General features: G+C 70.1%; 23 protein-coding genes and 1 pseudogene. 12 read left to right on the top strand and 12 right to left on the bottom strand.

Features of this window, described 5'->3' with window-relative positions; genetic code table 11:
* Positions 1–10: 10 nt before the first annotated feature.
* Both ADK57_RS33870 and ADK57_RS33865 read left to right on the top strand, forming a co-directional pair.
* Positions 11–1273, top strand: a complete 1263-nt coding sequence (locus tag ADK57_RS33870; RefSeq protein ID WP_053753475.1) for a vWA domain-containing protein — start codon at positions 11–13, stop codon at positions 1271–1273.
* Entirely contained in the window at positions 1273–2076 is an 804-nt protein-coding gene (locus ADK57_RS33865) for a hypothetical protein (protein ID WP_053753474.1), read from the top strand. The genes ADK57_RS33870 and ADK57_RS33865 overlap by 1 nt, the downstream gene beginning before the upstream one ends.
* Before the next feature lie 51 nt (positions 2077–2127).
* On the opposite strand, the gene ADK57_RS33860 is transcribed toward ADK57_RS33865, so the two are convergent.
* Entirely contained in the window at positions 2128–2754 is a 627-nt protein-coding gene (locus ADK57_RS33860; protein ID WP_053753473.1) for a winged helix-turn-helix transcriptional regulator, read from the bottom strand.
* An 86-nt stretch (positions 2755–2840) separates the two neighbouring features.
* On the opposite strand from ADK57_RS33860, the gene ADK57_RS33855 reads away from it, so the two are divergent.
* From ADK57_RS33855 to ADK57_RS33830, 6 genes are all read left to right on the top strand, one after another.
* Positions 2841–4049 carry a pyridoxal phosphate-dependent aminotransferase gene (locus ADK57_RS33855; protein ID WP_053753472.1) on the top strand — a complete coding sequence of 403 codons (1209 nt, stop codon included), beginning with the start codon at positions 2841–2843 and terminating at the stop codon, positions 4047–4049.
* Between the two features lie 37 nt (positions 4050–4086).
* Positions 4087–4620 (top strand): hypothetical protein, encoded by a 534-nt coding sequence (locus ADK57_RS33850; protein ID WP_053753471.1) that lies wholly within the window; start codon positions 4087–4089, stop codon positions 4618–4620.
* 3 nt (positions 4621–4623) lie between these two features.
* Positions 4624–5223 (top strand): histidine phosphatase family protein, encoded by a 600-nt coding sequence (locus tag ADK57_RS33845; RefSeq protein WP_053753470.1) that lies wholly within the window; start codon positions 4624–4626, stop codon positions 5221–5223.
* An 82-nt stretch (positions 5224–5305) separates the two neighbouring features.
* A complete protein-coding gene (locus tag ADK57_RS33840) occupies positions 5306–5938 on the top strand; it encodes a hypothetical protein (RefSeq protein WP_053753469.1) in 633 nt (210 codons plus the stop codon).
* A 52-nt stretch (positions 5939–5990) separates the two neighbouring features.
* Complete coding sequence (locus ADK57_RS33835; RefSeq protein WP_053753468.1) at positions 5991–6413, top strand: acyl-CoA thioesterase; 423 nt, start codon at positions 5991–5993, stop codon at positions 6411–6413.
* Between the two features lie 94 nt (positions 6414–6507).
* Positions 6508–10803, top strand: coding sequence for a tetratricopeptide repeat protein (locus ADK57_RS33830; protein WP_053753467.1), 4296 nt, complete (start codon positions 6508–6510; stop codon positions 10801–10803).
* Between the two features lie 21 nt (positions 10804–10824).
* On the opposite strand, the gene ADK57_RS33825 is transcribed toward ADK57_RS33830, so the two are convergent.
* Positions 10825–11226 carry a winged helix-turn-helix transcriptional regulator gene (locus ADK57_RS33825; protein WP_078973493.1) on the bottom strand — a complete coding sequence of 134 codons (402 nt, stop codon included), beginning with the start codon at positions 11224–11226 and terminating at the stop codon, positions 10825–10827.
* A gap of 101 nt (positions 11227–11327) precedes the next feature.
* On the opposite strand from ADK57_RS33825, the gene ADK57_RS33820 reads away from it, so the two are divergent.
* Positions 11328–12770: an MFS transporter gene (locus tag ADK57_RS33820; RefSeq protein WP_053753466.1), complete on the top strand. Its 1443-nt coding sequence runs from the start codon at positions 11328–11330 to the stop codon at positions 12768–12770.
* A 47-nt stretch (positions 12771–12817) separates the two neighbouring features.
* Here the strand turns inward: ADK57_RS33820 and ADK57_RS33815 are convergent, their stop codons facing one another.
* Positions 12818–13672 carry an NAD(P)H-binding protein gene (locus ADK57_RS33815; RefSeq protein WP_053753465.1) on the bottom strand — a complete coding sequence of 285 codons (855 nt, stop codon included), beginning with the start codon at positions 13670–13672 and terminating at the stop codon, positions 12818–12820.
* Positions 13673–13768: 96 nt separating this feature from the next.
* Here ADK57_RS33815 and ADK57_RS33810 point away from each other — a divergent pair, with 96 nt between their 5' ends.
* Positions 13769–14566: a helix-turn-helix domain-containing protein gene (locus ADK57_RS33810; RefSeq protein WP_053753464.1), complete on the top strand. Its 798-nt coding sequence runs from the start codon at positions 13769–13771 to the stop codon at positions 14564–14566.
* Here ADK57_RS33810 and ADK57_RS33805 read toward each other — a convergent pair.
* The 9 genes and pseudogenes from ADK57_RS33805 to ADK57_RS33765 all read right to left on the bottom strand — a co-directional run bounded on the left by ADK57_RS33805 (position 14553) and on the right by ADK57_RS33765 (position 24230).
* Positions 14553–15882 (bottom strand): annotated as a pseudogene (locus ADK57_RS33805) (nucleobase:cation symporter-2 family protein). The gene ADK57_RS33810 and the pseudogene ADK57_RS33805 sit on opposite strands and share 14 nt — an antisense overlap.
* Before the next feature lie 386 nt (positions 15883–16268).
* On the bottom strand, positions 16269–17645 hold the full coding sequence (locus ADK57_RS33800) for an 8-oxoguanine deaminase (RefSeq protein WP_053753463.1): 1377 nt from the start codon (positions 17643–17645) through the stop codon (positions 16269–16271).
* A gap of 151 nt (positions 17646–17796) precedes the next feature.
* Positions 17797–18753, bottom strand: a complete 957-nt coding sequence (gene pucL / locus ADK57_RS33795; protein ID WP_053753462.1) for a factor-independent urate hydroxylase — start codon at positions 18751–18753, stop codon at positions 17797–17799.
* A 4-nt stretch (positions 18754–18757) separates the two neighbouring features.
* Entirely contained in the window at positions 18758–19165 is a 408-nt protein-coding gene (uraH, locus tag ADK57_RS33790) for a hydroxyisourate hydrolase (RefSeq protein ID WP_053753461.1), read from the bottom strand.
* A gap of 16 nt (positions 19166–19181) precedes the next feature.
* On the bottom strand, positions 19182–19691 hold the full coding sequence (gene uraD / locus ADK57_RS33785; protein WP_053753460.1) for a 2-oxo-4-hydroxy-4-carboxy-5-ureidoimidazoline decarboxylase: 510 nt from the start codon (positions 19689–19691) through the stop codon (positions 19182–19184).
* A gap of 153 nt (positions 19692–19844) precedes the next feature.
* Complete coding sequence (locus tag ADK57_RS33780) at positions 19845–20213, bottom strand: helix-turn-helix domain-containing protein (RefSeq protein ID WP_053753459.1); 369 nt, start codon at positions 20211–20213, stop codon at positions 19845–19847.
* Entirely contained in the window at positions 20210–20476 is a 267-nt protein-coding gene (locus tag ADK57_RS33775) for a hypothetical protein (RefSeq protein WP_078973492.1), read from the bottom strand. Before ADK57_RS33775 ends, ADK57_RS33780 begins: the two co-directional genes overlap by 4 nt.
* Positions 20477–20913: 437 nt before the next feature.
* Positions 20914–22575, bottom strand: a complete 1662-nt coding sequence (locus ADK57_RS33770; protein ID WP_078973491.1) for a carboxylesterase/lipase family protein — start codon at positions 22573–22575, stop codon at positions 20914–20916.
* Between the two features lie 68 nt (positions 22576–22643).
* Complete coding sequence (locus tag ADK57_RS33765; RefSeq protein WP_053753457.1) at positions 22644–24230, bottom strand: carboxylesterase/lipase family protein; 1587 nt, start codon at positions 24228–24230, stop codon at positions 22644–22646.
* Positions 24231–24733: 503 nt separating this feature from the next.
* On the opposite strand from ADK57_RS33765, the gene ADK57_RS33760 reads away from it, so the two are divergent.
* Positions 24734–25573 (top strand): TIM barrel protein, encoded by an 840-nt coding sequence (locus tag ADK57_RS33760; protein ID WP_053753456.1) that lies wholly within the window; start codon positions 24734–24736, stop codon positions 25571–25573.
* Positions 25574–25750: 177 nt separating this feature from the next.
* Positions 25751–26644, top strand: a complete 894-nt coding sequence (locus ADK57_RS33755; protein ID WP_053753455.1) for a 2-hydroxy-3-oxopropionate reductase — start codon at positions 25751–25753, stop codon at positions 26642–26644.
* Positions 26645–26722: the final 78 nt, after the last annotated feature.

The raw sequence follows: 26722 nt of genomic DNA, 5'->3' as shown, positions 1-26722 counted from the left end.
GGATCCGCCGATGATCACAAGTAAACGGCTGGCGGCAGGAGTGTGCGCCCTGCTCGCCGCCCTGACGGCCGGGATCGCCTTCCCGGCCGCGGCCCTCGCCGGTGAACCCACGGGCGAGGCCACGCCCCAGGTCGACCTCGTCCTCGACGTCAGCGGCTCCATGCGAACCCGGGACATCGACGGCGGTACACGGATGGCGGCCGCGAAGCAGGCGTTCAACGAGGTGCTGGACGCCACGCCCGAGGACGTCGACCTCGGCATCCGCACCCTCGGCGCCGACTACCCGGGTGACGACCAGAAGACGGGCTGCAAGGACACCGCTCAGCTCTACCCGGTCGGCCCGCTGGACCGCACCGAGGCCAAGACGGCGGTGGCGACCCTCTCCCCCACCGGCTGGACGCCGATCGGCCCGGCGCTGCTCAAGGCGGCCGACGACTTCGACGGCGACGGGTCCAAGCGCATCGTGCTGATCAGCGACGGCGAGGACACCTGCGCCCCGCTCGACCCGTGCGAGGTGGCCCGCGAGATCGCCGCCAAGGGCATCGGGCTGACCATCGACACCCTCGGACTGGTGCCGAACGCCAAGATGCGGCAGCAGCTCAGCTGTATCGCCGAGGCGACCGGCGGGACGTACACCTCGGTGGAGCACACCGACGAACTCACCGACCGCGTCAACCAGTTGGTGGACCGGGCGGCCGACCCGGTGGTGACGCCGGTGGCCGTGGACGGTGCCGCCGCGTGCGCCGAAGCCCCGACCGTGAAGTCCGGGCTGTACACCGACCGCGAGGAGTTCGGGAAGCAGCGCTGGTACCGGGTGGACGTCGAGCCCGGCCAGGAACTGCGCGCCTCGGTGAGCGTCGGGGCCGACCGGGCCGTGAACCCCTCCTACGGGGTGCTGTTGCGGGCGGTCACCGTGCACGGCCGGGAGATCGTGCGCGGTGAGGCCGCGGGCAACGGCCGTACGGACGTGGTCTCGACGGGGCTGCGGTACCCGAAGGCGGAGAGCGACGAGGAGGACGCGGCTTCGGAGGCGGTGTGTCTCCAGGTCACCAACTCCTTCTCCGTCGCCTCCGGTGTGAAGACCACGCCGGGTCTGCCGCTGGAGCTGACCGTCGACGTGGTGGACGGGCCGTCGCCGGCGAGCGACGTGGCCTCCTTCGGCCTCGGGCGCGGCTGGTGGCTGCTCGGCGCGCTGATCCTCGCCGGCTTCCTCGCCGGTCTGATCTGGGGCTGGCTGTCTCGCTGGCGCCTCGCGGTCTGGAGGACCAACTGATGCGGATCACACGCGTGTTGAGCGCTTCCCTGCTGATGCTCGGCCTCGCGGTCTCCCCGGCCGCGGCCGACTCCTCACCGTCTCCTTCGGCTTCGGAGGACAGCGGAGCGCCCACCGAGGCGGGGACCTCCTTCCGGACGGCGACCGAGGTCGAGCAGGGCCAGGCGGCCACCGCGAACGGTTCCGCGGGCGACTACCTGTACTGGTCGTTCCCCGCGGACGCCGGCCAACGTCCCACCGTCAAGGCGACGGTGAAGCTCCCTCAGGCGCACGCCGCCGAGACCTGGCAGCTCGACGTGTACGACGGTCTGCGGCGCCGCCAGGCCTGCCAGTACGGGGCGCAGACGCGTACCGCGGCGGCGGGCGCGGCCTCGGTGGAGGTGACCTGTGTCCTGCGCACGGTACGCGCCTGGTCGGAGCCGTGGGCGAACGACCCGCTGCCCGGGACGTACTACGTCCGGCTGACGGTCGTCGACCTCACCACGGCCGACCTGGGCCTGCCCGTCGAGACGGAGCTCCGGGTCGACTCCAAGGACATCGGCGGTTCGGCCGCGGTGGACGGCTCGCTGGCCGAGCCGCTGGTGCCGGGGATCGCGGTCACCTCCGGTGCGGACGAGGACAGTTCGTCGGCCTCCGCCGTGCTGTCCAGCATCGAGCCGGACGACGGCTGGTCCTCCGGATGGTGGACCGACCGGTGGGTGTGGACCGCGCTCGGCGGCGTACTGGCCGCCCTCGCGGGTATCGGCGGGTACGCGCTGACGCGCGGAGCGGGACGGCCGTCACGGGTGCCGCCTGGCGCCTGACGGATCGTCAAGAGGCCCGCTGCGCTTCGGCACAGCGGGCCTTCACCTTCTTCAGCCTTCCCGCAACGCCTTCGCCGGCGTGCCGTCGCCGGTCACCTCGATACGACCCGCTCGCACCGCCTCCCGCACGCTCAACTCCCCCCTGCCGACCGCCATGCACGTGCCGGTGTCCAGCACGAGCCGCGCGTCGGGCTCGGCCGGGGCGGGCCCGTCGCCGTACACGGGACCGTCCTCGGTGCCGAGGTACAGATGGAAGTCGCCCTCCTCGAGCCGTACTTCGACGAGACCCTCGCCTTGAAGCGCCCGCAGCAGCGGCAGCGCGAACCAGTGCGCCCGCACGGCGTCCGTGGGCCGCCGCCCGCCCAGCTCGGCCTGCCCCCACCGACCCAAGGCCTGCAGTACCGGCAGCAACTCCCGCCCACGCCCGGTCAGTTCGTACACGTACGCCGCACCGGGCGGCGGCAGCCGACGCCGGGTCGTGAGGCCGTCCCGTTCCATGTCCTTGAGCCGCGAGGCGAGTACGTCCGTGCTGACGCCCGGCAGGTCGGCGTGCAGGTCGGTGTAGCGGCGCGGACCGGCAAGGAGCTCCCGGACGATCAGAAGCGTCCAGCGATCCCCGACGACGTCGAGCGCCCGGGCGGCGGAACAGTACTGGTCGTAGCTTCGGCGAGGCGACATGCGACGCAGTCTAGACATGTTGTTGGACTTTCCAAGCTCGAACTTGGTAAAACCAAGTAACACCACAACCGGAGGGGCGTAAGCGCATGGAGTTCCGGCAGTCGAACAAGCTGAGCGAGGTCTGTTACGAGATCCGCGGCCCGGTGATCGAGCACGCCGACGCACTGGAGGCAGCGGGCCACAGCGTGCTGCGGCTCAACACCGGCAACCCCGCGCTGTTCGGCTTCGAGGCTCCGGAGGAAATCCTCCAGGACATGATCCGCATGCTGCCCCAGGCGCACGGCTACACCGACTCGCGCGGCATCCTCTCCGCCCGCCGGGCGGTGGCGGGGCGCTACCAGACGCTCGGTCTGGAGGTCGGCGTCGACGACGTCTTCCTCGGCAACGGCATCTCCGAGTTGATCTCGATGGCCGTACAGGCGCTGGTCGAGGACGGCGACGAAATCCTCATCCCCGCCCCGGACTTCCCCCTCTGGACGGCGGTGACCACCCTCGCCGGCGGCAAGGCGGTCCACTACCTCTGCGACGAACAGGCCGACTGGTACCCGGACCTGGACGACATGGCCTCGAAGATCACGGACCGCACCAAGGCCGTGGTCATCATCAACCCGAACAACCCCACCGGCGCCGTCTACCCGAAGGAGATCATCGAGGGCATCCTCGACCTCGCCCGCCGGCACGGCCTGATGGTCTTCGCCGACGAGATCTACGACCGGATCCTGTACGACGACGCCGTCCACCACTCGGTCGCCGCCCTCGCCCCCGACCTGGTCGTCCTGACCTTCTGCGGTCTGTCGAAGACGTACCGGGTGGCCGGCTTCCGCTCGGGCTGGCTGGTGGTCACCGGCCCGAGGCAGCACGCGAAGAACTACCTGGAGGGCCTGACCATGCTGGCCTCCATGCGGCTGTGCGCCAACGCGCCCGCGCAGTACGCCATCCAGGCCGCGCTCGGCGGCCGCCAGTCCATCCACGAGCTGACCGCCCCGGGCGGGCGCCTGCACGAACAGCGCACCGTGGCCTGGGAGAAGCTCAACGAGATCCCGGGTGTGTCGTGTGTGAAGCCGAAAGGCTCGCTGTACGCGTTCCCGCGCCTCGACCCCAAGGTGCACAAGATCCACGACGACGAGAAGTTCGTCCTGGACCTGCTGCTGCGGGAGAAGATCCAGGTCGTGCAGGGCACGGGCTTCAACTGGCCGACGCCCGACCACTTCCGCATCCTGACCCTCCCGCACGCGGACGACCTGGAGGCGGCGATCGGGCGGATCGGACGGTTCCTGAGCGGGTATCGGCAGTAGCGGTGGCTCGGCGGGCACCACTGGGTATCTCCTCCCCATGAGCGACCGCCCCCTGCTCCTCCTCGACGTCGACGGCCCCCTCAATCCGTACGGCGCCCGGTTCCTGAGGCACCGCGGCTTCGTCACCCGCCGACTGCACCCGACGGCCTGGGCGGCCCGGCAGAGACCGGGTTCCCGTCGGCTGCGGCGGGGGCTGCGGGTGCGGCTGCACCCCGGGCACGGGGCACGGCTGCTGACACTGCCGTACGACCCGGCATGGGCCACCACCTGGATGCACCAGGCCAACGAGATGATCGCGCCGGTGATCGGGCTGCCGGACGACCTGCCGGTCATCGAGTGGCCCGAGCTGTTCGCAAGGGACCCCGAAGGGCTGTACTGGAAGACCCGGCACGTGGTGGCGTGGGCGGCGGGACGGCCCTTCGCCTGGGTCGACGACATGATCACCGAACTCGACGTACGGCATGTCGACGCCCACCACGACGGGGCCGCGCTGCTGCTGACGGTGAACCCCCGCACGGGGCTGCGCGAGCGTGAATTCGCGGAGTTGGAGCGGTGGGCTCGTAGCCTGTGACGCATGGGTGATCTCTTCCTCGTCCGGCACGGCGAGACCGAGTGGTCGCGGTCCGGGCGGCACACCGGCCGAACGGACGTCCCGCTGACCGAGCACGGCCGGCAGGAGGCACGGGGCCTGGTGCCGCTGATCCGCTCGCACCGGATCGGGGCCGCTTTCGTCAGCCCGCTGCAACGCGCCCGGGAGACCGCCGAGCTCATCGGGCTGCACGACGTACGGATCGACCCGGACCTGTGCGAATGGGACTACGGCGGGTACGAGGGGGTCACCACCGTCGAGATCCGGCGCACCAGGCCCGACTGGTTCCTGTTCACGGACGGGGTCACGCCCGGGCCGCCCGGCCGCCCCGGGGAGAGTCCGGAGCAGGTGGGCGAGCGCGCGGACCGGATGCTGGCCAAGGTGGACGCGGCGCTCGCCAACACCGAGGGTGTCGTCGTGCTGGTGGCGCACGGTCACTTCCTGCGGGTCCTCACGGCCCGGCGGCTCGGGCTGCCGCCGTCGGGCGGGGCGCTGTTCCAGCTGGCGACCGGGACGGTGTGCCGACTGGGCACCGAGCACGGGCGGCCGGTGATCGCCGGGTGGAATGTCAGACCCTGGCCGTAGTCTTCGAATGGGTTGATCGCATCCGCCGACCATGGCGGTGCGGAGCCCTTCGAGCAGGCTGTCCGCCGGGGAGGAGCACGCCGTGACACGACCACCCACCGCCGCGCAGCGGCGTGTCATCGACGCGGCCGAGCCGGTCACCGGGCGGCTGAAGGGCACGGAGGCGCAGCTCGCGGCGCTGGTGAAGCGGGGGCTCGCCTTCCGGCATCCGCGGCCGCCGCACGACCACTTCCTGACACCGGCGGGGCATCGGATCCGGGAGACGCCACCGGAAACGGTCGCCGCCGCACCCTCCGCCGAGCCACCCCCGGCAGCCGGTGTCTTCGCCGCCCGCATCGGCGGTGACGAGGAAGCGGACACCGGGCCCGGCCGCGTCCGCGAGGTGCACAGTGCCTGGCAGGGCCTGCTGGAACTGCGTCGGATGACCAACCAGGGCGGTGCGACGGACCGGCCGTGCGGCTGGGAGCGCGCGCATCTGGTGCAGGCCGCCGCGCTCGCCCTGGAGGCGGCGGGCCACCCGCCGGCGGGGCGGGAGGCCGAGGGCTACCGGGTGCGGGCCACGCCGCAGCCGGAGGCCGTCTCCGTGCACGCGCCGGACACCGGGCTGCTGCGGGCCTGTGCGGCCACGCTGGAGGGGGCGGGCTGGCAGGTCGGCGAGCACACGGAGCCGCGGACGAGAGACCGTTACCTGCTGGCGTCCCCCCGCCGCACGTGATGCGCATGCCAAGATCGACGGATCAGATCGTCCACGACGAGAAGGGGTAGCCGTGACCGAACCGTTTTCCGTCCCGGTGGCCGTCCGTGGGTATGAGACGGACGTCCAGGGTCACCTCAACCAGAGCGTGTACATCAACTACGCGGAGCATGCCCGCTGGTCGCTGCTCCGGGCCGCCGGGATCAGCCAGGCCGGCCTGATCGGCAGGGGCGTGGGTCCGGTGGCCCTGGAGACCACCATCCGCTACCGGCGGGAGCTGCTGGCGGGCGACGAGGTCGAGGTGACCTGCGGCTTCGACTGGGGCGAGGGCAAGACGTTCCGGATCGAGCAGACGATCCGGAAGACCGACGGCACGGTGGCGGCCGAGATCACGGCCGTCGGTGGGCTGATGGACCTCAAGGAGCGCAGGCTGGTGGCGGATCCGCGGGAGTACTTCAAGGAGTTGGCGTCCGATCCGAGCCTGTTCGGGCTCTGAGGCGCAAGGACGAATCCTGCAACGGTCGCGTCGCGAACGGATAGGCTCATTGCGCCGTTTGGGCCGAAACGCTCCATGCCGGGGGTGATGTTGCGTGCAGCAGTTCGTCAGGCAGACGCGACCCTTGTTCGTCTCGAGTACGTTTGACGACTTCCATTCCGAGCGAGACCTGCTGACCAGCATCGTTTTCCCCGAACTGGCCGAGCGGCTCGGCCGACGGTGGTACGACTTCGAGCCGGTTGATCTTCGCCTGGGCGTGGACACCATGGTCCATGCCGATGAGGCGGCCAAGTCGCGTCTGGTCATGCAGGTCTGCCTGCAGGAGGTCGCCCGCAGCAGGCCCTTCGTGCTGGGCATGATCGGAGACCGCTACGGCTGGGTGGTCCCGGACGAACTGGCACGAATGGCGGCCGAGGAGTCCGGATTCGAGGGGCCGACGGCCGGCCGAAGCATGACGGACCTGGAGCTGCAATTCGGAGTTCTCCAAGAGCGCGGCACCCGGGATTCCGTCGGAGCCCGGGTGTATGTCCGTGAACTGGACCTCAGTGGCGCACCCGACGAGGTCAGGGCCCGTTTCACGGATGCGGCAGGTGGTGCCGGGCGACTTCGCGAATTGAAAAGCGAGTTACTGGAGCGACTGGGCCCGACGCGCTGCCGGGAATACCGGGCGGTCTGGGATGCACGCCAGGCCCGCGTGGCGGGACTGACCGATTTTCGGGCCATGGTGACGGAGGATCTCTGGGAGGACCTCGACCTGGCGACATCGGGCGCCCGCGCCGTGGCCGTCGGTTGGGAGGCCCGGGAGCGGGCTGTACTCGACGAGTTCTTTCACCACTCCGCGGCGGATTTCGTCGGTCGCACGAACCTGCTGCGCGACTTGAGGGAATTTGCCACGACGCGACAGGCGGCAGCGGCAGCGGCAAGGGTCTGTGCGGTGACGGGTGTCCCGGGCTCCGGGAAGAGCAGTCTGGCGGCGGAACTGGTGCGCCGGCTGCGCGCGTCGGAGGACCTGGTGGTGCTCGATCACGCCGCCGGCATCAGCGGTGTGGCCGGCTCGGTGGACACCATGTTGCGGCGTTGGCTGACGGAGCTGCCGGGCGGTACGACGGCGACATCCGTCGACGACCTGGCGGGCGCGGACCTCGAGCGCGCTTTCGCCCGTGCGCTCACCCGAGTCGCCGCACAGCGGCCGGTCGTCATCGTCGTCGACGCGGTGGACGAGTTCGAGCAGTCGGTGCGAGCCCGCAGGATGACCTGGCTTCCGAAGATCTGGCCCCAAGACGCGAAGCTGGTCTTCACGGCCACCCCCGGTGACGACGTCGAATCGGTCGTCCGGCGTACCGGCGCCCTGCCCAGGGAAGTCGGTCCCCTCGGCTCCGACGAGGCTGCCGAACTCGTCGACGCGATCTACCGCAGGTATCGACGTCACGTCAATCGGAGCGTCAAGCAGGCAATTCTGGAAAAACGGACGGCAGACGGCGCGTCCGCCCACGGCTCGCCGCTGTGGCTGGAGCTGGTGTGCCAGGAAATGAACCTGCTGAACGCAGAGGACTTCGCGCGATCGACCGGTTTCCCGGGCCGTGCCGACGAGCGCCTCACCGCGATGCAACTCGCCGTCCTGGACGAACTGCCGTCGACACCGCAGGAGATGTATCTCCGCATGATGCGGCGCGCCGAGACGGTCGCGGAAATGGCCATCTCGGCGAGCACGGAATCCGTTCCACAGCAAGGATCGGTGTGGTTCCGGGGTCTGATTCAGCTGCTGGCGTTGGGCAGGCAGGGGTGGCGGGAGAGTGACCTTCGCGCCGTCATGGGCAGCCTGACCGGTGTGCAGTGGAACGACCTGCTGTTCTCGAGTGTCCGGCGGGTGTTCCGCGGTCATCTGGTGCAGCGCGGAGCCGCAGGACAGTGGGACTTCTCGCACAGCCAGTTCCGCACCGCGGCCCGGCAGGCCTACGCACTCCCGCCATCGCGCCGACAGGACCTGCACCGGCGTATCGCCGCACACCTGGCGGACCTTCACCCGGACGACGTCCACCGGCAACGTGAACTCATGCACCATCTCGTCGGTGCCGACGACCGGCTGGGTGCGGCACGGCTGTACGCGGGAACGCAGCCGACCACCGACCTGGCCCGCTCGGCCACCGAGTCCCTGGCGGCCCGGTATCACGCCGGACCCGACGGCAGACCATGGGTGGCAAGCCTGCTCGCCCAGGACGGACTTGGTTTTCTCGAAAAGTTGCAGCTCGGGCACATGATGCTGCGGCCGTTGGACGCGCGGCTGACGAGCGACGGAGTGGGAACAGACGAGCGCCGCCTGCTTCTCGAGCTGATCCGTGACAGTGCCGCCCTTGCGGCCAAGTCCGCTACCACGCCGATGGCACGGGGGCTGGCGGAGCGTCAGCACGCGGTGGCGCTGCTGCGCCTGGCCGACCTCGCCATGGACACCGGAGACCAGGCCGCGGCCAAGGTGGCGTACGAGCAGGTCGTCGAGATCAACCACCGGGCCGCGCGCCGTTCCACGGCACTGCCGCTCGCGGATTTCGATCTCGCCGTCGCTGTCGAACGGCTCGGCACATTCGCCATGCATGAGGGCCGGCCGGGCGAGGCGAAACACCACTTCAGCGAGTGTGCCCAGCTGTTCGAGCGGTTGATCTCCCAGGGCTCGGCGAGTCTGGGTGAAGCATGCATGGCCTACGGCACAGTCCTCCAAAACCTTGCCGAACTGAGCCTGCGAGAAGGCCTCCCCGCCACGGCCGAGGCCCACTACGCACGCATGGCCGCTCTGGAACCGCACCTCGACGGCAGCCCGCACCTGGTGGAATTCCGTATCCGAACGACCGTCAATCTGGCGCGTCTGGCCGAGAGCACCGATCGTCTTTCCGACGCCGGTCGCCACTACACGGAGGCTGAGGACATCGCGCGCCGCGCGGCCGAAGAGGCGTCTGAAGACGTCGAGTCGCAGCGACGATGGCTTCACATTCTGTCCAGCCTCGGCGACATCGAGCTCGCACGACGTCACCTGGCCCAGGCCACCCACTGGTACCTGCAAGCGCTCGAAGGCTTCCGGCGACTGGCGGTGGTCCTGCCCGACGACATCCCCACACAACAACATCTGGCTGCGGCGCTTGCCAGATACGGCGACGCGCTGATGAACGGGAGGACACCGGAAGACGCGCGAGAGGTGTTTCACCAGTCGCTTCGGATTCGATCTCACATCAGCACTCTGCTCCCGAACGACGTCGAGGCACTGCGGGACGTCGGTCTGGCATGCGAACGTGTCGCTGCGCTGGCCGACCAGTCGCCGGAAGACGCGATCGGTCATCTCCGACGCGCGGTGGAAATCTACCGACAACTGCAGGCCGCGCGGCCCGGACGTGAGGAGGAACCCCGGACGCTGGCGATTGCCCTGTTCGCCCTGGGGAGGGAGATGCTGCGCACGGGCCCCCGCCGATCGGAAGGACACGAAGTCCTGTCCGAGGCCCACTCGATACTCGGCGACCTCCGAGCGCGGGGTGTGCCGCTGCACCCCGAAGGCAAACGGGTCCTGTCCCTGCTGGACACGATGTTCGGCGGTTCAGGCCGCTGGACCCACACCGTCCGGCCCAGCGACCGAGCCGCCTACGCCGAACTGAACGCCCGGGGACGCTTGGGACAACAGGCCCTGAACCGTGGCGACTTCGCCGAAGCCGAAGAGGAATACGGAGAGGCGCTGGCACTCGCCCGCAGCATCGATCACCCACCCAGCGTCGCGCGCGCGATGGGCAGTCTCGGCCAGGTCGCACTCGCCCGCCAAGAGCCGCAAAGAGCCACCGAACTGCTGCGCTCCGCTGCCGAGTATGCCCATGCCCACGGTCTGACCGACGAGGAGAACGTCACGCTGTCTCTGCTGGCCCGTCTGGACGCCTCCGCAGGCGACGACGACAGCGGTCTGCGGACGACCCTCGCGCGCATCGAGTTGACCCGGCGGACCGGCAACGCCTCAGGGCTTGGCAGGGCACTTGGCACGGCAGCCGAGTACTACATCAACGCGCAGCAGTTCGATCGGGCGCTGCCGCTGCTGGAGGAGGCAGTCGAGGTGTTCGGCCAGTACCGCATGGACGCCGATCTCGCGAGCGCCTACATGTATCTCGGCTGGACACTGCAGGAGCTCGGTCGCACGGACGAGGCCGCAGACGCGTTTCTCCAGCACATCGAACTCAGTGCGGTGCCGGATCTCGAGCCCCAGGTCAACGTCGGGTTCCTGCTCGCCGCCGTGGGCCGATGGGACGAGGCGATCGAACAAGCGACGCGCGCGGTCGCCCGCCTCGAGGCCGAGGGGACCGGTCCGGTGGAGGAGCTCCGCGGTTTCATCGCCGACTGGGTGAGAGAGCGGGACGGCGGAAAGTGACGACCCTCTGAGCCGTACGGCCTACGCGTCGACCAACTCCGGGTCGTGCTCGGTGTCGTAGGACGCACGTGACTCGGCGATGTAGACCCGGTTGCGCTCCGCCCAGTCGGTCAGCCGTTGCAGAGTCTCGTGCAACTCGCGGGCCACCGGAGTCAGTTCGTACTCGACCTTCGGTGGCACCGTGGCGTGCACGGTGCGGGTGACGAGGCCGTCGCGCTCCAGGTTGCGCAGGGTGAGGGTCAGCATGCGGCGGCTGATGCCTTCGATGCTGCGCTCCAACTCGGTGAACCGGATGGGTCCGTGGGCGGCGGCGACGAGGATCTGCACGCTCCATTTCCCGGAGACCCTGTCAAGAACTTCGCGGACGGGGCAGGCGTGCGCGTTCACCATCTGGGAGGTAACACCGGTGTTCCTCTGGGACATCGAGCTGCCTCCTTATGGCGGGTCTCCATGGTCACCCACGATGTACCCCGTTACAAGTCGTGCACCTATGGTTTCGATGGAGATTGCGGAGGCCCGTCGCCATGACGTCCCTGATCGAGTCACCGACGCATACGCGTCGCCCGCAGCGAACGTACTCCCGTTGGGCGTCCCTCGTCGTGCTGTGCGCGGGGACGCTGATGACGATCCTGGACGGCAACATCGTCACGGTCGCCATGCCGGCCATCCAGAGCGACCTCGGTTTCTCGGCGCCGGGGCTGGCCTGGGTCGTCAACGCCTATCTGATCCCGTTCGGCGGACTGCTGTTGCTGGTGGGCCGGCTCGGCGACCTGGTGGGCCGCAAGCGGATGTTCACGGCGGGGCTCGCCGTGTTCACCGTGGCGTCGGTGCTGTGCGGGGTCGCTACCGACCGGGGCGTGCTCATCGCGGCCCGTGCCCTGCAGGGCGTCGGCGGGGCCATGGCCGCGGCCGTGGTCCTCGGCATGCTCGTCGCCCTCTTCCCCGAGCCGCGCGAACAGGCCCGCGCCATCGCGGTGTTCAGCGCGGTCGGCGCGGCCGGCGGCGCGCTGGGCACGTTCCTCGGCGGGGCGCTGACCGAGGCCCTGAACTGGCACTGGATCTTCCTGATCAACCTGCCGATCGGCATCGTCGCCTGGCTGGCCGCGGTCCGCGTCCTCGCCCCGGACCAGGGCGAAGGACTCGGCGAGGGCGCCGACTATCCGGGAGCGGCGCTGGTCACCGGCGCGCTGATGCTCACGGTGTACGTCATCGTCGGCGCCGGCGACCGCGACCTGACCGCCACTCTGCTGTTGGCCGCGCTCGCGCTCACCCTGTTCGTGGCGTTCACCGTCCGCCAGGCGCGGACCGCACGCCCGCTGCTGCGCCTCGGGCTGTTGGGCTCCCGGCTGCTGTCCGGCGCGAACGCCGTGCAGATCCTGATGATCGCGACGATGTTCGGCTTCCAGTTCATCGGCGCGCTCTACGTCCAACGCGTGCTGGGCTATGACGAGTTGCTCACCGGCACGGCCTTCCTGCCGGCTCCGATCGCGATCGGCGTGCTGATGCTGGGCCTGTCCGCGCGGACCATCGGCCGGTTCGGCGCGTACCGCGTACTGCTGGCGGGGCTCGTACTGATCGGCGTCGGCATGGCCCTGCTGAGCCGCGCGCCCGCCGACGGCTCGTACGCCACGGACGTACTGCCGCCGCTGCTCCTGCTCGCCGCCGGGTTCGCGGCCGCGATGCCCGCGCTGACCGGGATCGCCATGTCGGGCGCGAGCGAGGAGGACGCGGGAGTGGCGTCCGGGCTGTTCAACACCACGCAGGTGGTGGGCGGTTCGCTGGGTCTGGCGGTGCTCTCGGTCCTGGCGGCGAGCCGCACCGAGGGGCTCCTCGCCGATGGCCGGGAACTGGTGGCGGCCACCGCGGAGGGCTACCAGCTGGCGTTCCGGGTGGCGACGGTGATCGCGGCGCTGGCGCTGGCGCTGGCGGCGGCGGTGCTGCGGCCGAGGACGGGGGCACGGGACTGACGAACCGGCTTCAGGCGGCGGAGCACTCGCCCGCCGCCTTCCGCCTGTCAGGCCCCGGCGAAGACAGCCTTGTGGTCCTCGACCCACTCCCGGTACGACCGCGCAGGCCGCCCCAACGCCTCCCGTACGTCGTCCGTGACGAGCGAGTTGCCGCCCTCGCGGGCGAACAGAAGGCCACCGAGAACGCTCTCCACGGCAGCCGCGTCCATGCCCGAGGCCGCCAGCTGTTCGCGGATCTGGTCCGGCAAGAGGTCGCGCGTCTCCACCGGGCGTCCCACGACAGCGGCGACTGCGGCGGCCTGGTCGGGGACGGTGATCGCCGCCGGCCCGGTCAGCGTGTACGTCCGCCCGGAGTGCCGGGAGCCGGTCAGCGCCTCGACGGCCACCTCGGACACGTCACGCGGGTCGACCACCCCCTGTCGGCCGTCCCCGGTCATGTTGGGCACGGGACGACCCGAGCTGATCGCTTCCGCCCAGCCAAGGGTGTTCGTGGCGAAGGAGGAGGGCCGCAGGATCGTCCACTCCGAGCCACCGGACCGCAGGGCCTCCTCCCCCGGAAGGTGCCAGGTGCCGAAGGGGCCGTAGTCGGGGTCGCCGGTGCCGATGGAGGAGAGCTTCACGATCCGGCGGACGCCCGCCGTCCGCGCCCGCTCGACCAGCCGCGCGTCCCGCCCGCCGTCGGCCGGTCCGAGTACGGCCACCAGGAACACGGCTGTCGCCCCGGCCAGCGCCGCCGCCACGGACTCGGCGTCGAGGAAGTCCCCGCGCACCACCTCCACACCCACCGGCACCTGGGCCTTCGCCGGGTCCCTGGTCAGAGCGCGCACCTTTTCGCCGCGCGCCGCGAGCTGTCGTACGACTTCACTGCCGATGGTGCCCGTGGCACCGGTCACTAGGATCATGGCCTCCACGCTGACGGCCGGCCGCCCCCGGTCTCTAGGAAATTCCGGCACGGTTGCGGTGCCCGCACACGGTAGGCGCGCGCCTACCGTAGGAGGGTGACCCATGCCTTCGCCGAGCGCGCCCTGACCGTCCCCGCCTCCCTGCGCCCGTGGATCACCGGCATCGAGTCGGTGAGCGCCGGGGAGGAGCTGCCGGCGTCGTTCGCCCATGTGCCGGACACGGCGACGAAGTTGGTCGTCAGGGTCGAGGAGGGCGGCCGTCGCGGCGCCCTGGTCGTCGGACCGCGCACCCGTGCCGCGTACTACGCGGACGCCGACCGGCGGGTGGCGTCCTGCGTCCAGGTGAGCCTGGGACCCGGTACGGCGCGCCCGTTGCTCGGCACACCGGCGGTCGACCTCGTCGGGCGGGCCGTGCCGCTGGGCGCCTTGCCGACCCGTATGGCACGTCAACTCTCCGAGGATCTGGTCCACTTGGCTCCGGAGGAGATGGTGGCGTACCTGACGGAGCTGCTACCGGATCTGTCGATCGCCGACCACTCGCGCACCCGCCTGTTGCGGGACGCCGTCGAGGCCCTGTCGACGCGAGCGGGCCACGCCCCCGCTCAGGTCAAGAACGTGGCCCGTGAACTCGCCGTGAGCGAGCGGCAGTTGCGTAATCTCTTCACGGACGGCGTCGGCCTCTCCCCGAAGCACTATGCCCGCATCGACCGTGTACGCCATGTACTGACCGAGGCGCCCCGGGCCGGCTGGTCCGAACTGGCCGCCGCCACCGGCTACTACGACCAGTCGCACATGACGTCCGACTTCCGCACCCTGATGGGGGTGCCGCCGAGGTCGTACTTCACCGGACGGCTGCCGGACCCCCAGCCCTGCCAGGCCTTCAGGCGGGGGTGACGTTCGCGATCTCCTCCCCCGCCTCCATCGGATGGGTCACGTCCTGCGCGTCCCGGTTCCGTCCGAGGTGGTTGAAGACGAGGTTGAGCAGGACCGCGGCCACGCAGCCGGTCGAGATGCCGGAGTCCAGGACGATCCTCGCCGTCTCCGGGAAGGCGTGGTAGAACTCCGGCGCGGTGATCGGGATGATGCCGACGGCCAGCGAGACGGCCACGATCAGGACGTTGTTGTCCTTGTCCAGCCCGGCCCGGACCAGGGTCTGGATGCCGCTGGCGGCGACCGAGCCGAAGAGGACCACGCCGGCCCCGCCGAGCACCGGGCGCGGTACGACCGCGATGAGCGAGGCGGCCATCGGGCACAGGCCCATCAGGACGAGGAAGCCGCCGCCCGTCGCCACGACGTAGCGGCTGCGGATCCTCGTCATGGCGACGAGGCCGATGTTCTGCGCGAAGGCGCTGCACATGAAGCCGTTGAAGAGGGGGCTGATCGCCGAGCCGAGGGTGTCGGCGCGCAGCCCGGCCGCGATGGTCCTCTCGTCGGCCGGGCGCTCGACGATCTCGCCCAACGCCAGCATGTCCGCGGTCGATTCGGTCATCGAGACCACCATCACCACGCACATCGAGACGATCGCGGCGAGCTGGAACTGCGGGGCGCCGAAATGGAACGGCGTCGGGAAGCCGACGACGTCCGCGTCCGCCCGGGAAGAAGTCCGTGACGCCGAACGGGATGGCGACGAGCGTGCCGACGACCAGGCCGAGCAGCACGGCTATCTGTTTGACGAAGCCGCGCGTGAAGCGCCGTAGCAGCAGGACGATCACCAAGGTCGCCGCCGCCAGGCCCAGATACGTCGTCGAACCGTAGTCGGCCGCGGACGGATCGGGGCCCTGCGCCCAGCCGAAGGCGACCGGCAGCAGCGAGACACCGATCAGCGTGATCACGGTGCCGGTGACGACCGGCGGGAAGAAGCGGACCGCCCTGCTGAAGAAGGGGGCCGCGACGAAGCCGAGGAGGCCGGCGACGATGACCGCGCCGAAGATGATCGGCAGGGCGTCGGACTTGTCCTCGGTGGAGGCGACGACCGCGGTCATGGGGGCGACACCGGCGAAGGTGACGCCGTTGACGAAGGGCAGCCGGGCGCCGATCCGCCAGATGCCGAGCGTCTGGAGGAAGGTGGCGAGGCCCGCGGTGAACAGGCAGGCGCCGGTGAGGAAGGTGAGTTCGGTGCCGGTCAGGCCGATGGCCGCGCCGACGATCAGAGGCGGGGCGACGACTCCCGCGTACATGGCGGCCACATGTTGCAGACCGCTGGTCGCCATCTTCAGGGCGGGGAGTTTCTGGTCTACGGGGTGTATCTCATGTATCTCATCGACTGGTTGGACGGACACTGCGGCTCTCCTCCGGTCGGTTGACAGCACGTCGGCTCTGACGTGGGTTTCAAGGAGGTGGTGCGCGGTCGTGCGGGACCGGGACGGGCCGTTCGGTGGGGAACGGTGGCCGTTCCGGGGCGCGCACGTCCATGCGCACCCCGGACACGGCCGCCATGGACCCCGCTCGGGTCCACGGCCACCGGTCGAAAGCCGTCCCTCTCGACCGGAGATCAGTAGCCGTACATCGGTACTGAGCTTCATCTGCCGTACATCGGTACGGGGATTCAGCTGCCGTACATCGGTACGGGAATCAAGTGCCCTACGTCGCTGCGGAGTTACCGCCCGGCGATCTCGGCCAGCCGCTGCGCCTCGGCCCGCGTGGAGCGCGCGATCGCGTCCTCGTCGACGGTGAGCAGCCGGTTGTCCGCCACGATCTGACGGCCGTTCACGAAGGAGGCGGTGACCGGGGCGGCCGCGCCGAAGACCAGGGCGGTCACCGGGTCGGCGATGGAGGCGTGGGCCAGCGTGTCGAGCTTCCACAGCACCAGGTCGGCGAGCTTACCGGGCTCCAGGGAACCGATCTCGCCCGCGCGGCCCAGGACTTGGGCGCCGCCGTACGTCCCCAGGCGCAGGGCCTGACGGGCGTTCAGGGCGGCCTCGCGGTGGGCGCCGAGGCGGTTGATGAGGAGGGCGTTGCGCAGTTCGGTGTGGAGTTCGCCGGACTCGTTGGACGCCGTGCCGTCGACGCCGAGACCGACCGGGACGCCGGCGGCGAGCATGTCCGGGACCCTCGCAATCCCCGCCGCCAGGCGGGCGTTGGACGAAGGGCAGTGGGCGACACCGGTCTTCGTACGGGCGAAGGCGGCGATGTCGGAGTCGTTCATGTGGACGCAGTGCGCCATCCACACGTCCTCGCCGAGCCAGCCGGTGGACTCGAAGTAGTCGGTCGGGCCCATGCCGAACAGTTCCTTGCAGAACTGCTCCTCCTCCACGGTCTCCGAGCCGTGGGTGTGCAGTCGTACGCCGAGGCGGCGTGCCAACTCGGCGCCCTGCCTGAGCAGTTCGGTGGAGACGGAGAACGGCGAGCAGGGGGCCACGGCCACCTGGGTCATCGCGCCGAAGGAGGCGTCGTGGTGCCGCCTGACCGTCTCCTCGGTGGCGGCGAGGGCGCCGTCCAGGGTCTCGACGGCGAAGTCCGGGGGCAGGCCGCCGTCCTTCTCGCTGCGGTCCATGGAGCCGCGGGCGAGGGTGAAGCGGACGCCCATGTCACGGGCGACGCCGATGATCGCGCCGGAGAGGTCGCCGGAACCCTGCGGGAAGACGTAGTGGTGGTCCATGGCGGTGGTGACACCGCCGCGGGCCATCATCGCGAGGGAGCCCTCGGCGGCCGCGCGGACCATCCGCTCGTCGATGCGCGCCCAGGTCGGGTACAGCGCGACGAGCCAGTTGAAGAGGTTGTGGTCGGTGGCCAGGCCCCGGGTGATCCACTGGTAGTAGTGGTGGTGCGAGTTGACCAGGCCCGGGGTCACGAGGTGGCCGGTGGCGTCGATACGGCGGTCGACGTTCTCCAGGCCCTCGGGGGCCCTGCCCGCGCCGAGCGACTCGATGCGGTTGCCGGCGACGACGACGTGTCCGCTCGCGTACTCGGTGTCGTGGGCGTCGACGGTCGCGATCGAACAGTTCTCGATGACGATGCGCCGGTCTGCTGCCATGATGCGTCCTTTTCCCTCAGCGGACTCAGTGGAGTGGGCACGGCAGGACCCTGGAGATTTGAGTGCCGGGCCGAGGGACGGGTGGTGCGAGTGCCCCCGGCCACGGGTGCCGAAAATGGAGTTGATCGAAGGGGTCGGCCCGGCGGAGGGCTCAGAGGTTGGTGAGGTCCACCGGGATCTTCGCCTCGCAGCCGTCCCGCAGGACGGTCGCCTCGATCAGGCCGTACGGGCGGTCGGCGGCGAAGTACACGGCACCGTCCTCGGTGGCGTTCTTCAGCCCGAAGGGCTCGAGGTCGACGAGGAAGTGGTGCTTGTTCGGGAGCGAGAAGCGGACCTCGTCGATCTCGCTGCGGCTGTTGATGATCCGCGAGCCCATTTGGTACAGGGTCTGCTGGAGCGACAGCGAGTACGTCTCGGCGAAGGCCTGGAGCATGTGCTTCTTCACCTGCTCGTAGGACTCCTCCCAGTGGGGCATCTTCTGCTCGTCGTCGGACCAGTTGAAGCGCCAGCGGGCGGCGACCTGGGTGGCCAGGATCCGGTCGTACGCCTCGGGAAGCGTCGTGTACTTGTCCTTGACGTACCCCCAGAACTCGGAGTTGGTCGAGTTCATCACGACGAGGTCCTTGAGGCCCGAGACGACCTCCCACGACTCGCCGTCGTACGTGATCTGGGTCAGCCGGGTCTCCTGGCCCTTCCGTACGAAGGAGTGCCCGACCTCGTCGGCGCCGATGACCTCCGAGTTGGCGTCGGAGGTCTCGATCCGCTCCCAGGCGTACTCCTCGATGCGGATGCGCGCCGTCCTGATCGGCTCCTGCGACGTCACGAAGTGACGGGCGAGGTGGATGCCGAACTGCTCGGCGGACTCGATGCCGTGCTCCTTGGCGAACGCGTACACCGTGTTCTTGGTGGTGTCGGTCGGCAGGACGTTGGCGTTCGAGCCGGAGTAGTGGACCTCGTCCATGTCGCCGGAGAGCGCCACGGAGACGTTCAGGTCCTTGATGTGGTGGGTGGCGCCGTCCCGCGTGATCTTGACGACTCGGTTCTCGGCCTTGCCGTACTGGTTCTGTCCCAGGATGACAGGGCGGGCAGGGCGGGAAATGTCTGTCATTTAGCTAGCTCCCTCGGTAAACGGAGTAGCCGAACGGGTTGAGCAGCAGCGGTACGTGGTAGTGCTCGCCGGGCTTGACGGCGAACGTGATCGCCACCTCCGGGAAGAACACCCCGGGGCCGCTGTCCCGATTCGCGGGGGCGTCCTGCTGCGCATCGGCTTGCTTCTTCTCGGCGTTCTCTTCGAAATACGGCTCCACCGCGAAGTCGAGCCGTACGTGCGTGGTGCCCTCCGGCAGCACCGGCAGGTCCTTGCACCGCCCGTCCGCGTCGGTCGCCGAGCCGCCGAGCGCCTGCCAGTCCGCCTCGCGCCCCGAGCGGGCGGAGAGCCGGACGGCGACACCCTCGGCGGGGCGGCCGATGCTGGTGTCCAGGATGTGCGTGGACACCGAGGCGGTGGTGCTGGTGCTCATGCTGCGTCAGTCCTCTTCAGTCTGCTTCGACGATGCGGGCGAGCCGGATACGGTTGATCTTGCCCAGCTCGGTGCGGACGATCTCCCGCTCCTGCTCCGGCGCGTTGCCGATCCGCTCCTTGACCGCGTCCCGCATCTGCTCGCCGGTCCGGCCGGTGGCGCAGATCAGGAAGACATGGCCGAACCTCTCCTGGTACGCCAGGTTCAGTTCCAGCATCTCCGTCTTCAGCCCCTCGGAAGCGCCCGCCATGCCGCGCTGCTCCCGCGCCGAGGTCGGATCGCCCGGCTTGGGGCGGCCGATCGGGGGGTGCCCGGCCATGGCCTCGGCCAGGTCCTCGGCGCTCAGCTCGGCCGTCGCGGCGTCACTGGCGGTGTAGAGGTCGTCGGGAGCGGCGTAGGGGCGAGCGGCGAGCAGCCGCCTCGCCCACGCCGTGGAGGCGCACGCCTCGTGGAGGGCGGCGAAGGCCGCGTGCTCCTCCAGGGCGTTGAACCGGGCCAGGCCCGGGGGCGTGGAAGTCGACGTCACGGGAGCCTCCGTGGCCGCGAACGGCCTTCGTACTGATCGGGCTGCCGCCAGCTAACGCCCTCCCGAAGAGTGCGTCAACACTTTGTTGAAAATTCCGGGTAACAAAGCCCGGCAAGACCGGCGATCAGGCCCATTTGCCCCACCGGCCCGGGCTCAGCCCTGTTTCTCGCGGTTCAGGTAGTTGTAGACCGTGAAGCGGCTCACCCCGAGCGCGCTCGCCACGGTCTCCACGCCGTGCCGTACGGAGAAGGCGCCGCGCGCCTCCAGTATGCGTACGACCTCCTGCTTGGCCTTGCGGTCCAGGTCGGCGAGGGGCTTGCCCTTCTTGCGCTCCATGGCGGCCAGGATGTGGTCGAGGGAGTCGGCGAGCTGGGGCAGGCGTACGGCGACGACGTCGGCGCCCTCCCAGGCGAGCACGACGTCGTCGGGGCCGGCCTCGTCCGGCGGGAGCAGCTCGCCGCCCATCGCGTCGACCAGCGGCTTCACGGCCGAGATGAAGGGCTCGTCCCCGGTGCCGGTCACTTCTCGCCCTCCCCGGTCACGTTCTCGCCGATCACATTGAGCTGGAGCGAGATCCGGGTGGCGCCGGACTCCAGGGTCCGGCGCAGCAGGGCGTCCACGGTGGTCAGTACGGCGTCGGCGCCGCCCTCCGCCGTGTTGCCGAACGGACCGACGTCCACCGCGTCCAGCTCGGCCGCCTCGATGACCTCACGGGCCACCACCGCATGCGCGGGCGCCTCGTCCAGATCGAAGGGCTCGGTCGTGAACTCCACTCGCAATCGCACTGTGCCCCCATAGCGGCTCTGACCTGCGCGTTCTCTCAGCCCTCCGATGGAGAGGCCACCTCTGGGGCACATCCGGGGCACGTTCCGCAGCGCAGTGCCCGATCGCTCCGAGACGACCTTAACGGACTCACCTGCGGCGATCAGCAGGAATGTGCGGGCCGGCCGGGCCGCTCAGGACGGCGTGGCCCGGCCCGAGCACCGGTGCCGGGGGGCCGGGTCACCGACCGATCGAGGACCGCCGCCACCTCCTCCTGTTCCTGTCGGGGCGTGCCGGATCATCCCGTGACGGACGGGAAGAAGGCCGCCAGGCGCCGGATTCCGGCGCGGCCGTGTACGGCGGTCTCGTGCACGGTGAGCTCCGAAACGGGAGGTCGAGGGGGAGTGTCCGGCCGGCGCTCCCGCCCGTGGGGAGCGGGAGCACCGGCGCGTGCGGACCGTCAGGACGGGAGGCTCTCCCAGAAGTCGAGGTTGTGCTCCTCGTCGAACTGGGTGGAGACCTTGGAGCAGGCGGCCGGGGACTTGCCGCTCGCCGGGGAGGTGTCGCAGGCGGAGAGTGACATCAGGGCCTCGGTCCTGGTGGTGTACTTCGGCCAGGCCGGGGTGCGGGCGCCGTTCGGGTCACCGTTCGCGGCGAAGTGGCCCCAGTAGCGGATCATCTGCGAGGACAGCTCCAACTGGTCGTCGTCGTACGGCATGGTCTGGCCGAGGTAGTCCCAGAGGTAGCCGAGGTCGTCGACGTGGATGGCACCGCCGAACGGGAAGTTCCGTGCGGTCTCGCTCTTCTGCTGGATCAGGAAGATCGAGGTGAAGTGCGGGGTGTCGCTCTCGGCGAACTCGTAGGCGTAGGTGGGCGTCCAGCGCGACAGCGTGCCCATGAGCTGCCAGCGGGCGTAGGAGGTGGAGCCGTTCTGGGCGGCGGTCCACGCCTCGCCCGGGGTGTCGTAGGCGCTGAGCGGGTATTCCGCGAGCACCTTGTCGGCGCCTGCTCCGTAGGCGCCGCGCACCTCCGTCTCGTACTGGGCGGCGGTCATCGGCTTGCCGAGGTAGTCGTAGTTCTGGAACGTGGAGAGGCCGCGTTCGCTGTTGGTCTGGCCGAGCATCACCGGGACGCGGCTGAACTTCCCGGTCTCCACGGCGACCGCGGGATCGGTCGGGAAGGCGGCGCCGCCGAGGGAGGGCCGCACGGCCGCCTTCTGCTGGGCGGTGACGATCGCGGAGGCGGGCTTGGCGCGCAGGCACGCGAGGACGTCGGAGGCGGTGGAGCAGCCGATCTCCTTGACGAAGGCCTTGCTCTGCGTCTCACCGGCCGACGCGGACTGCATGCCGCAACTGCCGCTCATGATGCCCGCCCGCGCGAAGAGGCCCTTGGCGGTGGGCGAGGCCAGCTGTGCGCACACGGAGCTCGCGCCGGCGGACTGTCCGGCGATGGTGACGTTCTTCGGGTTGCCGCCGAAGCCGGCGACGTTGGCCTGCACCCAGCGCAGGGCGGCCTGCTGGTCCAACAGGCCGTAGTTCCCGGCGCCGTCGGCGCTCTCCTTGCGCAGCTCGGGCAGGTTCAGGAAGCCGAGCGGGCCGAGGCGGTAGTTGACGGTGACCACGACCGAGCCCGTCTGCTCCACGAACTTGCGCGGGTCGGTGTCCTGGCCGGCGCCGCCGAAGTAGCCGCCGCCGTGGATCCACACGAGGACCGGGAGGCGCCCCTTCGTGCCCTGGGGCACATAGACGTTGAGGGAGAGGCAGTTCTCGGTGGTCGTCGGGTTCTCGTAGCCGGGATCCCAGCCGCTGGGCTGGGCGCAGCGCTCACTGAACGCGGTGGCGTCGCGCACGCCTTTCCACTCGGCGGTCGGCTGCGGCGCGGTCCACCGCCGGGCGCCGGTGGGCGAGGCGGCGTAGGGGATGCCGAGCCACTCGTCGTACCCCGTCCGGCTGTTGCCACGGACCTTGCCGTCGGTGGTCTCCACCACGGTCGAGGCGGGGCGTTCGGTGCCTTGCGCCGACGCGCCGGTCGTCGTCGCAGGCAGGGTCGTCAGGCCCAGGCCGAGCAGGCCCGCGGAGGCCAGGGCGATACCGATTCTGCCGTTCAGTCTCCTGAGTCTCATCGTTCCCTGCTTCCTGTCGAGGTAAGGAGGTCGAGGTGAGGAGGTGGGGAGGTGGGGCCCGACGTGTGTCAGGCGAGCCAGAAGTCGCAGTGGTGCTCCGCCGCGAACGTGGTGATCGCCTGGCCGGCGCCACCGGAGCGGAGCTGCATCACCTTCTGGCCGGTGCCGTAGAGGGGCCACGCCGGGGCGCCCTTGACATGTGGGTCGCCGCTGCGGGCGAAGGCGCCCCAGTAGCGCATCATCTGGTCCGAGAGCCGCTCCTGCACCGCGGTGAGCGGCTTCTCGCCGAGCGTGAAGTCGAAGAGGTAGGCGAGTTCGGCACTGTGCGCGTTGGACATGTCCTCACCGGGGATCGCGAATCCGTAGAGGGTCGGCGAGGTCGGGTCGTTGAACTCGTAGCGGTAGGTCGGCACTTCGGCCGCCGTCGCCCGGGCCGTCAGCTCGACCCGGCAGGCGTTGCCGGCGTCGGTCTGCACCTGCGTGATGGCGTCGTACGGGCTCTTGAACCTGCTCAAGGGGTACAGCTCCAGGACGCGTGCCGCCCTGTCCCCGTACGTCTTGTCGACGAGGTCGACGTACCCCTGCGCGGTGATCTGGGCGAGGGCGGTGGACAGAAGACGGTTCTCGGAGCGGGTGCTGCCGGTCATCACGGGAACGGCGTTCCAGGTGCCGTCGGCGAGCGCTGCCTTGAACGACTCGGGCAGCAGCGCGCCGCCCACCTTCGAACCGCCCAGATAGTTGGCCTGGTTGGCGACGAGCCTGCCCGGCCACGCCTTGCGCAGGCAGCTCACGACCGCCGCCGCGTCGGTGCATCCCACGGACTCGGCGAACGTGACTCCGCTCTGCTCCCCGGCCGGCAGCGAGGTCCGGTCGCTCATGCACCCGGAGCTCTGCACGATCGCCTTGGCGAACAGACCGCGCGCGGAGGGCATGGCCATCAGGTCGCAGACGGCTCCGCCGCCCGCGGACTGGCCGTAGACGGTCACGTTCGCCGGGTCGCCGCCGAAGTTCGCGATGTTGTCCTGGACCCACCGGAGCGAGGCCAGTTGGTCCATGCGCCCGTAGTTGCCGGACCCGCCCGGCGTGACCTCGCTGAGGGCCGGGTGGGCGAGGAAACCGAGCGCGCCCAGGCGGTAGTTGACCGAGATGACGATGGTGCCGGTCTTCGCGGCCATGGTGCTGCCGCCGTAGATGACGCCGGTGCCCTGGGTGTTGGCGCCGCCGTGGAACCACACCATGACGGGGAGTTCGGCGTTCTTGGACACCCGGGCCGGACGGTATACGTCCAGGTACAGGCAGTCCTCGCTGACGGCCTGCTCCTCGCGAATGCCCGTGGGCTCGAACTGGATGCAGGCGGGCGACTGGCGGGTGGCCTGGCGAACTCCTTTCCAGGCGGCGGGTGTTGCCGGTGGCGCGAACCGCAGCTCACGCAGGGGCGGCGCCGCGTAGGGGAGGCCGAGGAACCGGTCGGCCTCGGCGGCCGCGACGCCGCGGACCGGGCCGCTGTCGGTCCGGACGACCGGGGCCGGCCTTGCGCCCTGGTCCGCCTCGCCCGCGGAACGTGCCGCGACGGCCGAGGTTCCGAGGGTTGCGGCGGGCAGGACGACGGCCGCCGTCCATGCGGCCAGGCGCCGACTGAGGGCATGTCTGATCACGCGCGCCTCCGGGGGAGAGGGCCGCGCGGGGACCGGCGGGATGGTGCGGCTGCGGAAAACCCATGAATGGAGTACGCACCGGTCGGCGCGGCGGAGCGAGGTGCAGGTACGTGTGTATGGGAGGTGTGCCGGCTGCTCACACTGCGGCGGAACGTGAGGCAAGAGCACTGTGAGCCGTGCTTGCGTGTCCGAAAACGTAACCGGGCCGCAATACTGTTAGCAATATGTGCGCCGAAATTTCCAACAATACTTGAAGTGAACCGAGATGGTGCCCGGCCTCATGCCTTCACGCCTCGAGGGCGAGCGGACGGGACAGTCGCCCTGGTCACCCCCTGTTCGAAGTGCCCCCGCGCAGCCCCGCGCGGGGGCACCTTTTTGCGAGCGCTCTTGACAGTCCTCCCCGACCCCGGGCAATCTTCCATTAAGCAGAAACAAACTTCCGCAATACGAAATAGATTCGAATCGCCGGTACGGCCGCGAGCACGGAAGGGAGCGCCACCCCGATGGGATTTGCAGACCAGCGCTTCAACGTCAACCTGTCGATCCTCTTCACGGAACTCCCGCTCCTGGAGCGCCCCGCAGCCGCCGCCGCGGCGGGCTTCACGGCGGTCGAGCTGTGGTGGCCCTGGGTCGGCTCCCCCGCCCCCGAGCGGTCCGAGCTCGACGCCCTCAGGAAGGCGATCGAGAACGCGGGCGTCCGGCTCACCGGGCTGAACTTCTACGCCGGACAGCTGCCCGGCCCGGACCGGGGCGCCCTGTCGATCCCGGGCGAGGAGTCGGAGCGGTTCCGCGCCAACATCGACGTGGCGGCCGACTTCGCCGAGTCCCTGGGCTGCAAGGCCCTCAACGCGCTCTACGGCAACCGCGTCGAGGGCGTGGCCCCTGCGGAACAGGACGCGCTCGCGCTGGAGAACCTGGTGCTCGCAGCCCGGGCCGCGAGCCGGATCGGCGCGATCCTGCTGATCGAGGCCCTCAACAAGCCCGAGTCGCCCCTGTACCCACTGGTGAGCGCACCCGCCGCCATGGGGATCGTCGACACGGTCAACCAGGCGTCGGGGCTGGGCAACGCGCGCTTCCTGATGGACCTCTACCACCTGTCGATGAACGGCGAGGACCTGCCGTCGGTGATCGAGCAGTACGCGTCGCAGACCGGCCACGTGCAGATCGCCGACAACCCGGGACGCGGTGCGCCGGGGACGGGAGCGCTGCCGCTGCAGAACCTCCTCGACCAGCTGAGGAAGGCCGGTTACGAGGGCTGGGTCGGCCTGGAGTACAAGCCGGGGGACGGCCCGAGCACGGAGGCCTTCGGCTGGCTTCCGCAGGAAGCACGCGCGGCGCACTGAAAGCGGCGGCAGGGCCGCGCGGCATCGACCCGTCCGAGGTCGGGTCCGTCATTACAGGTGGGCCGGGCCGGTCGACGACGCACTGCGCCGCACCCGGACGCCGCGTGTGCGCGGGCCGCGAAGCCTGCCCACGCCGTACCACCACCAGACGCAGCACAGCAGTGAGAGAGGTACCCCATGACCACGAACCTCCCCAAGATCGCCTGGATAGGCCTCGGCATCATGGGCTCCCCCATGTCCGAGAACCTGATCAAGGCGGGTTACGACGTCACCGGCTTCACGCTGGAACAGGACAAGCTCGACCGTCTGACCGCCGCCGGCGGCACCGCGGCGGGCTCGATCGCCGAGGCCGTGCGGGACGCCGACGTCGTGATCACGATGGTGCCCGCCTCCCCGCAGGTCGAGGCCGTCGCGTACGGCCCGGACGGCATCCTGGAGAACGCACGGTCCGGCGCGCTGCTGATCGACATGTCCTCGATCACCCCGCAGACCTCGGTCGACCTGGCGAAGGCGGCCGGGGACAAGGGCATCCGCGTCCTGGACGCACCCGTCTCCGGCGGTGAGGCCGGTGCGGTCGAGGCCGTGCTGTCCATCATGGTGGGGGGCGAGCAGGCCGACTTCGACCGGGCGGAGCCTGTCTTCGAGGCGCTAGGCAAGACCATCGTGCTGTGCGGTCCGCACGGCTCGGGCCAGACCGTGAAGGCCGCCAACCAGCTGATCGTCGCCGTGAACATCCAGGCGTGCGCCGAGGCGGTGGTCTTCCTGGAGAAGTCGGGCGTGGACCTGAAGGCCGCTCTCGACGTCCTGGGCGGCGGGCTCGCCGGCTCCACCGTGCTGACGCGCAAGAAGGACAACTTCCTGAACCGCGACTTCAAGCCGGGCTTCCGTATCGACCTGCACCACAAGGACATGGGCATCGTCACGGACGCCGCCCGCAATGTCGGCGCGGTCCTGCCCGTCGGTGCCGTGGTCGCCCAGCTGGTCGCCGGCCTGCGCACGCAGGGCGACGGCGGCCTGGACCACTCGGCGCTGCTGCGGGCGGTGGAGCGCCTCTCCGGCGCCCGGGTCTGACGCCCCTCCCCCAAGCCCCGGGCGGCATCGGCGCTGACAACTGTCCTGTCGCGCCCAGGCGTCGGCGCCGCCCGGATC

Origin of the sequence: Streptomyces sp. MMG1533, assembly GCF_001279775.1 — a bacterium.
Classification (GTDB): domain Bacteria; phylum Actinomycetota; class Actinomycetes; order Streptomycetales; family Streptomycetaceae; genus Streptomyces.
The sequence above is the reverse complement of the archived record's forward strand: the minus strand, read 5'-3'. Positions and strand labels throughout refer to the sequence as shown.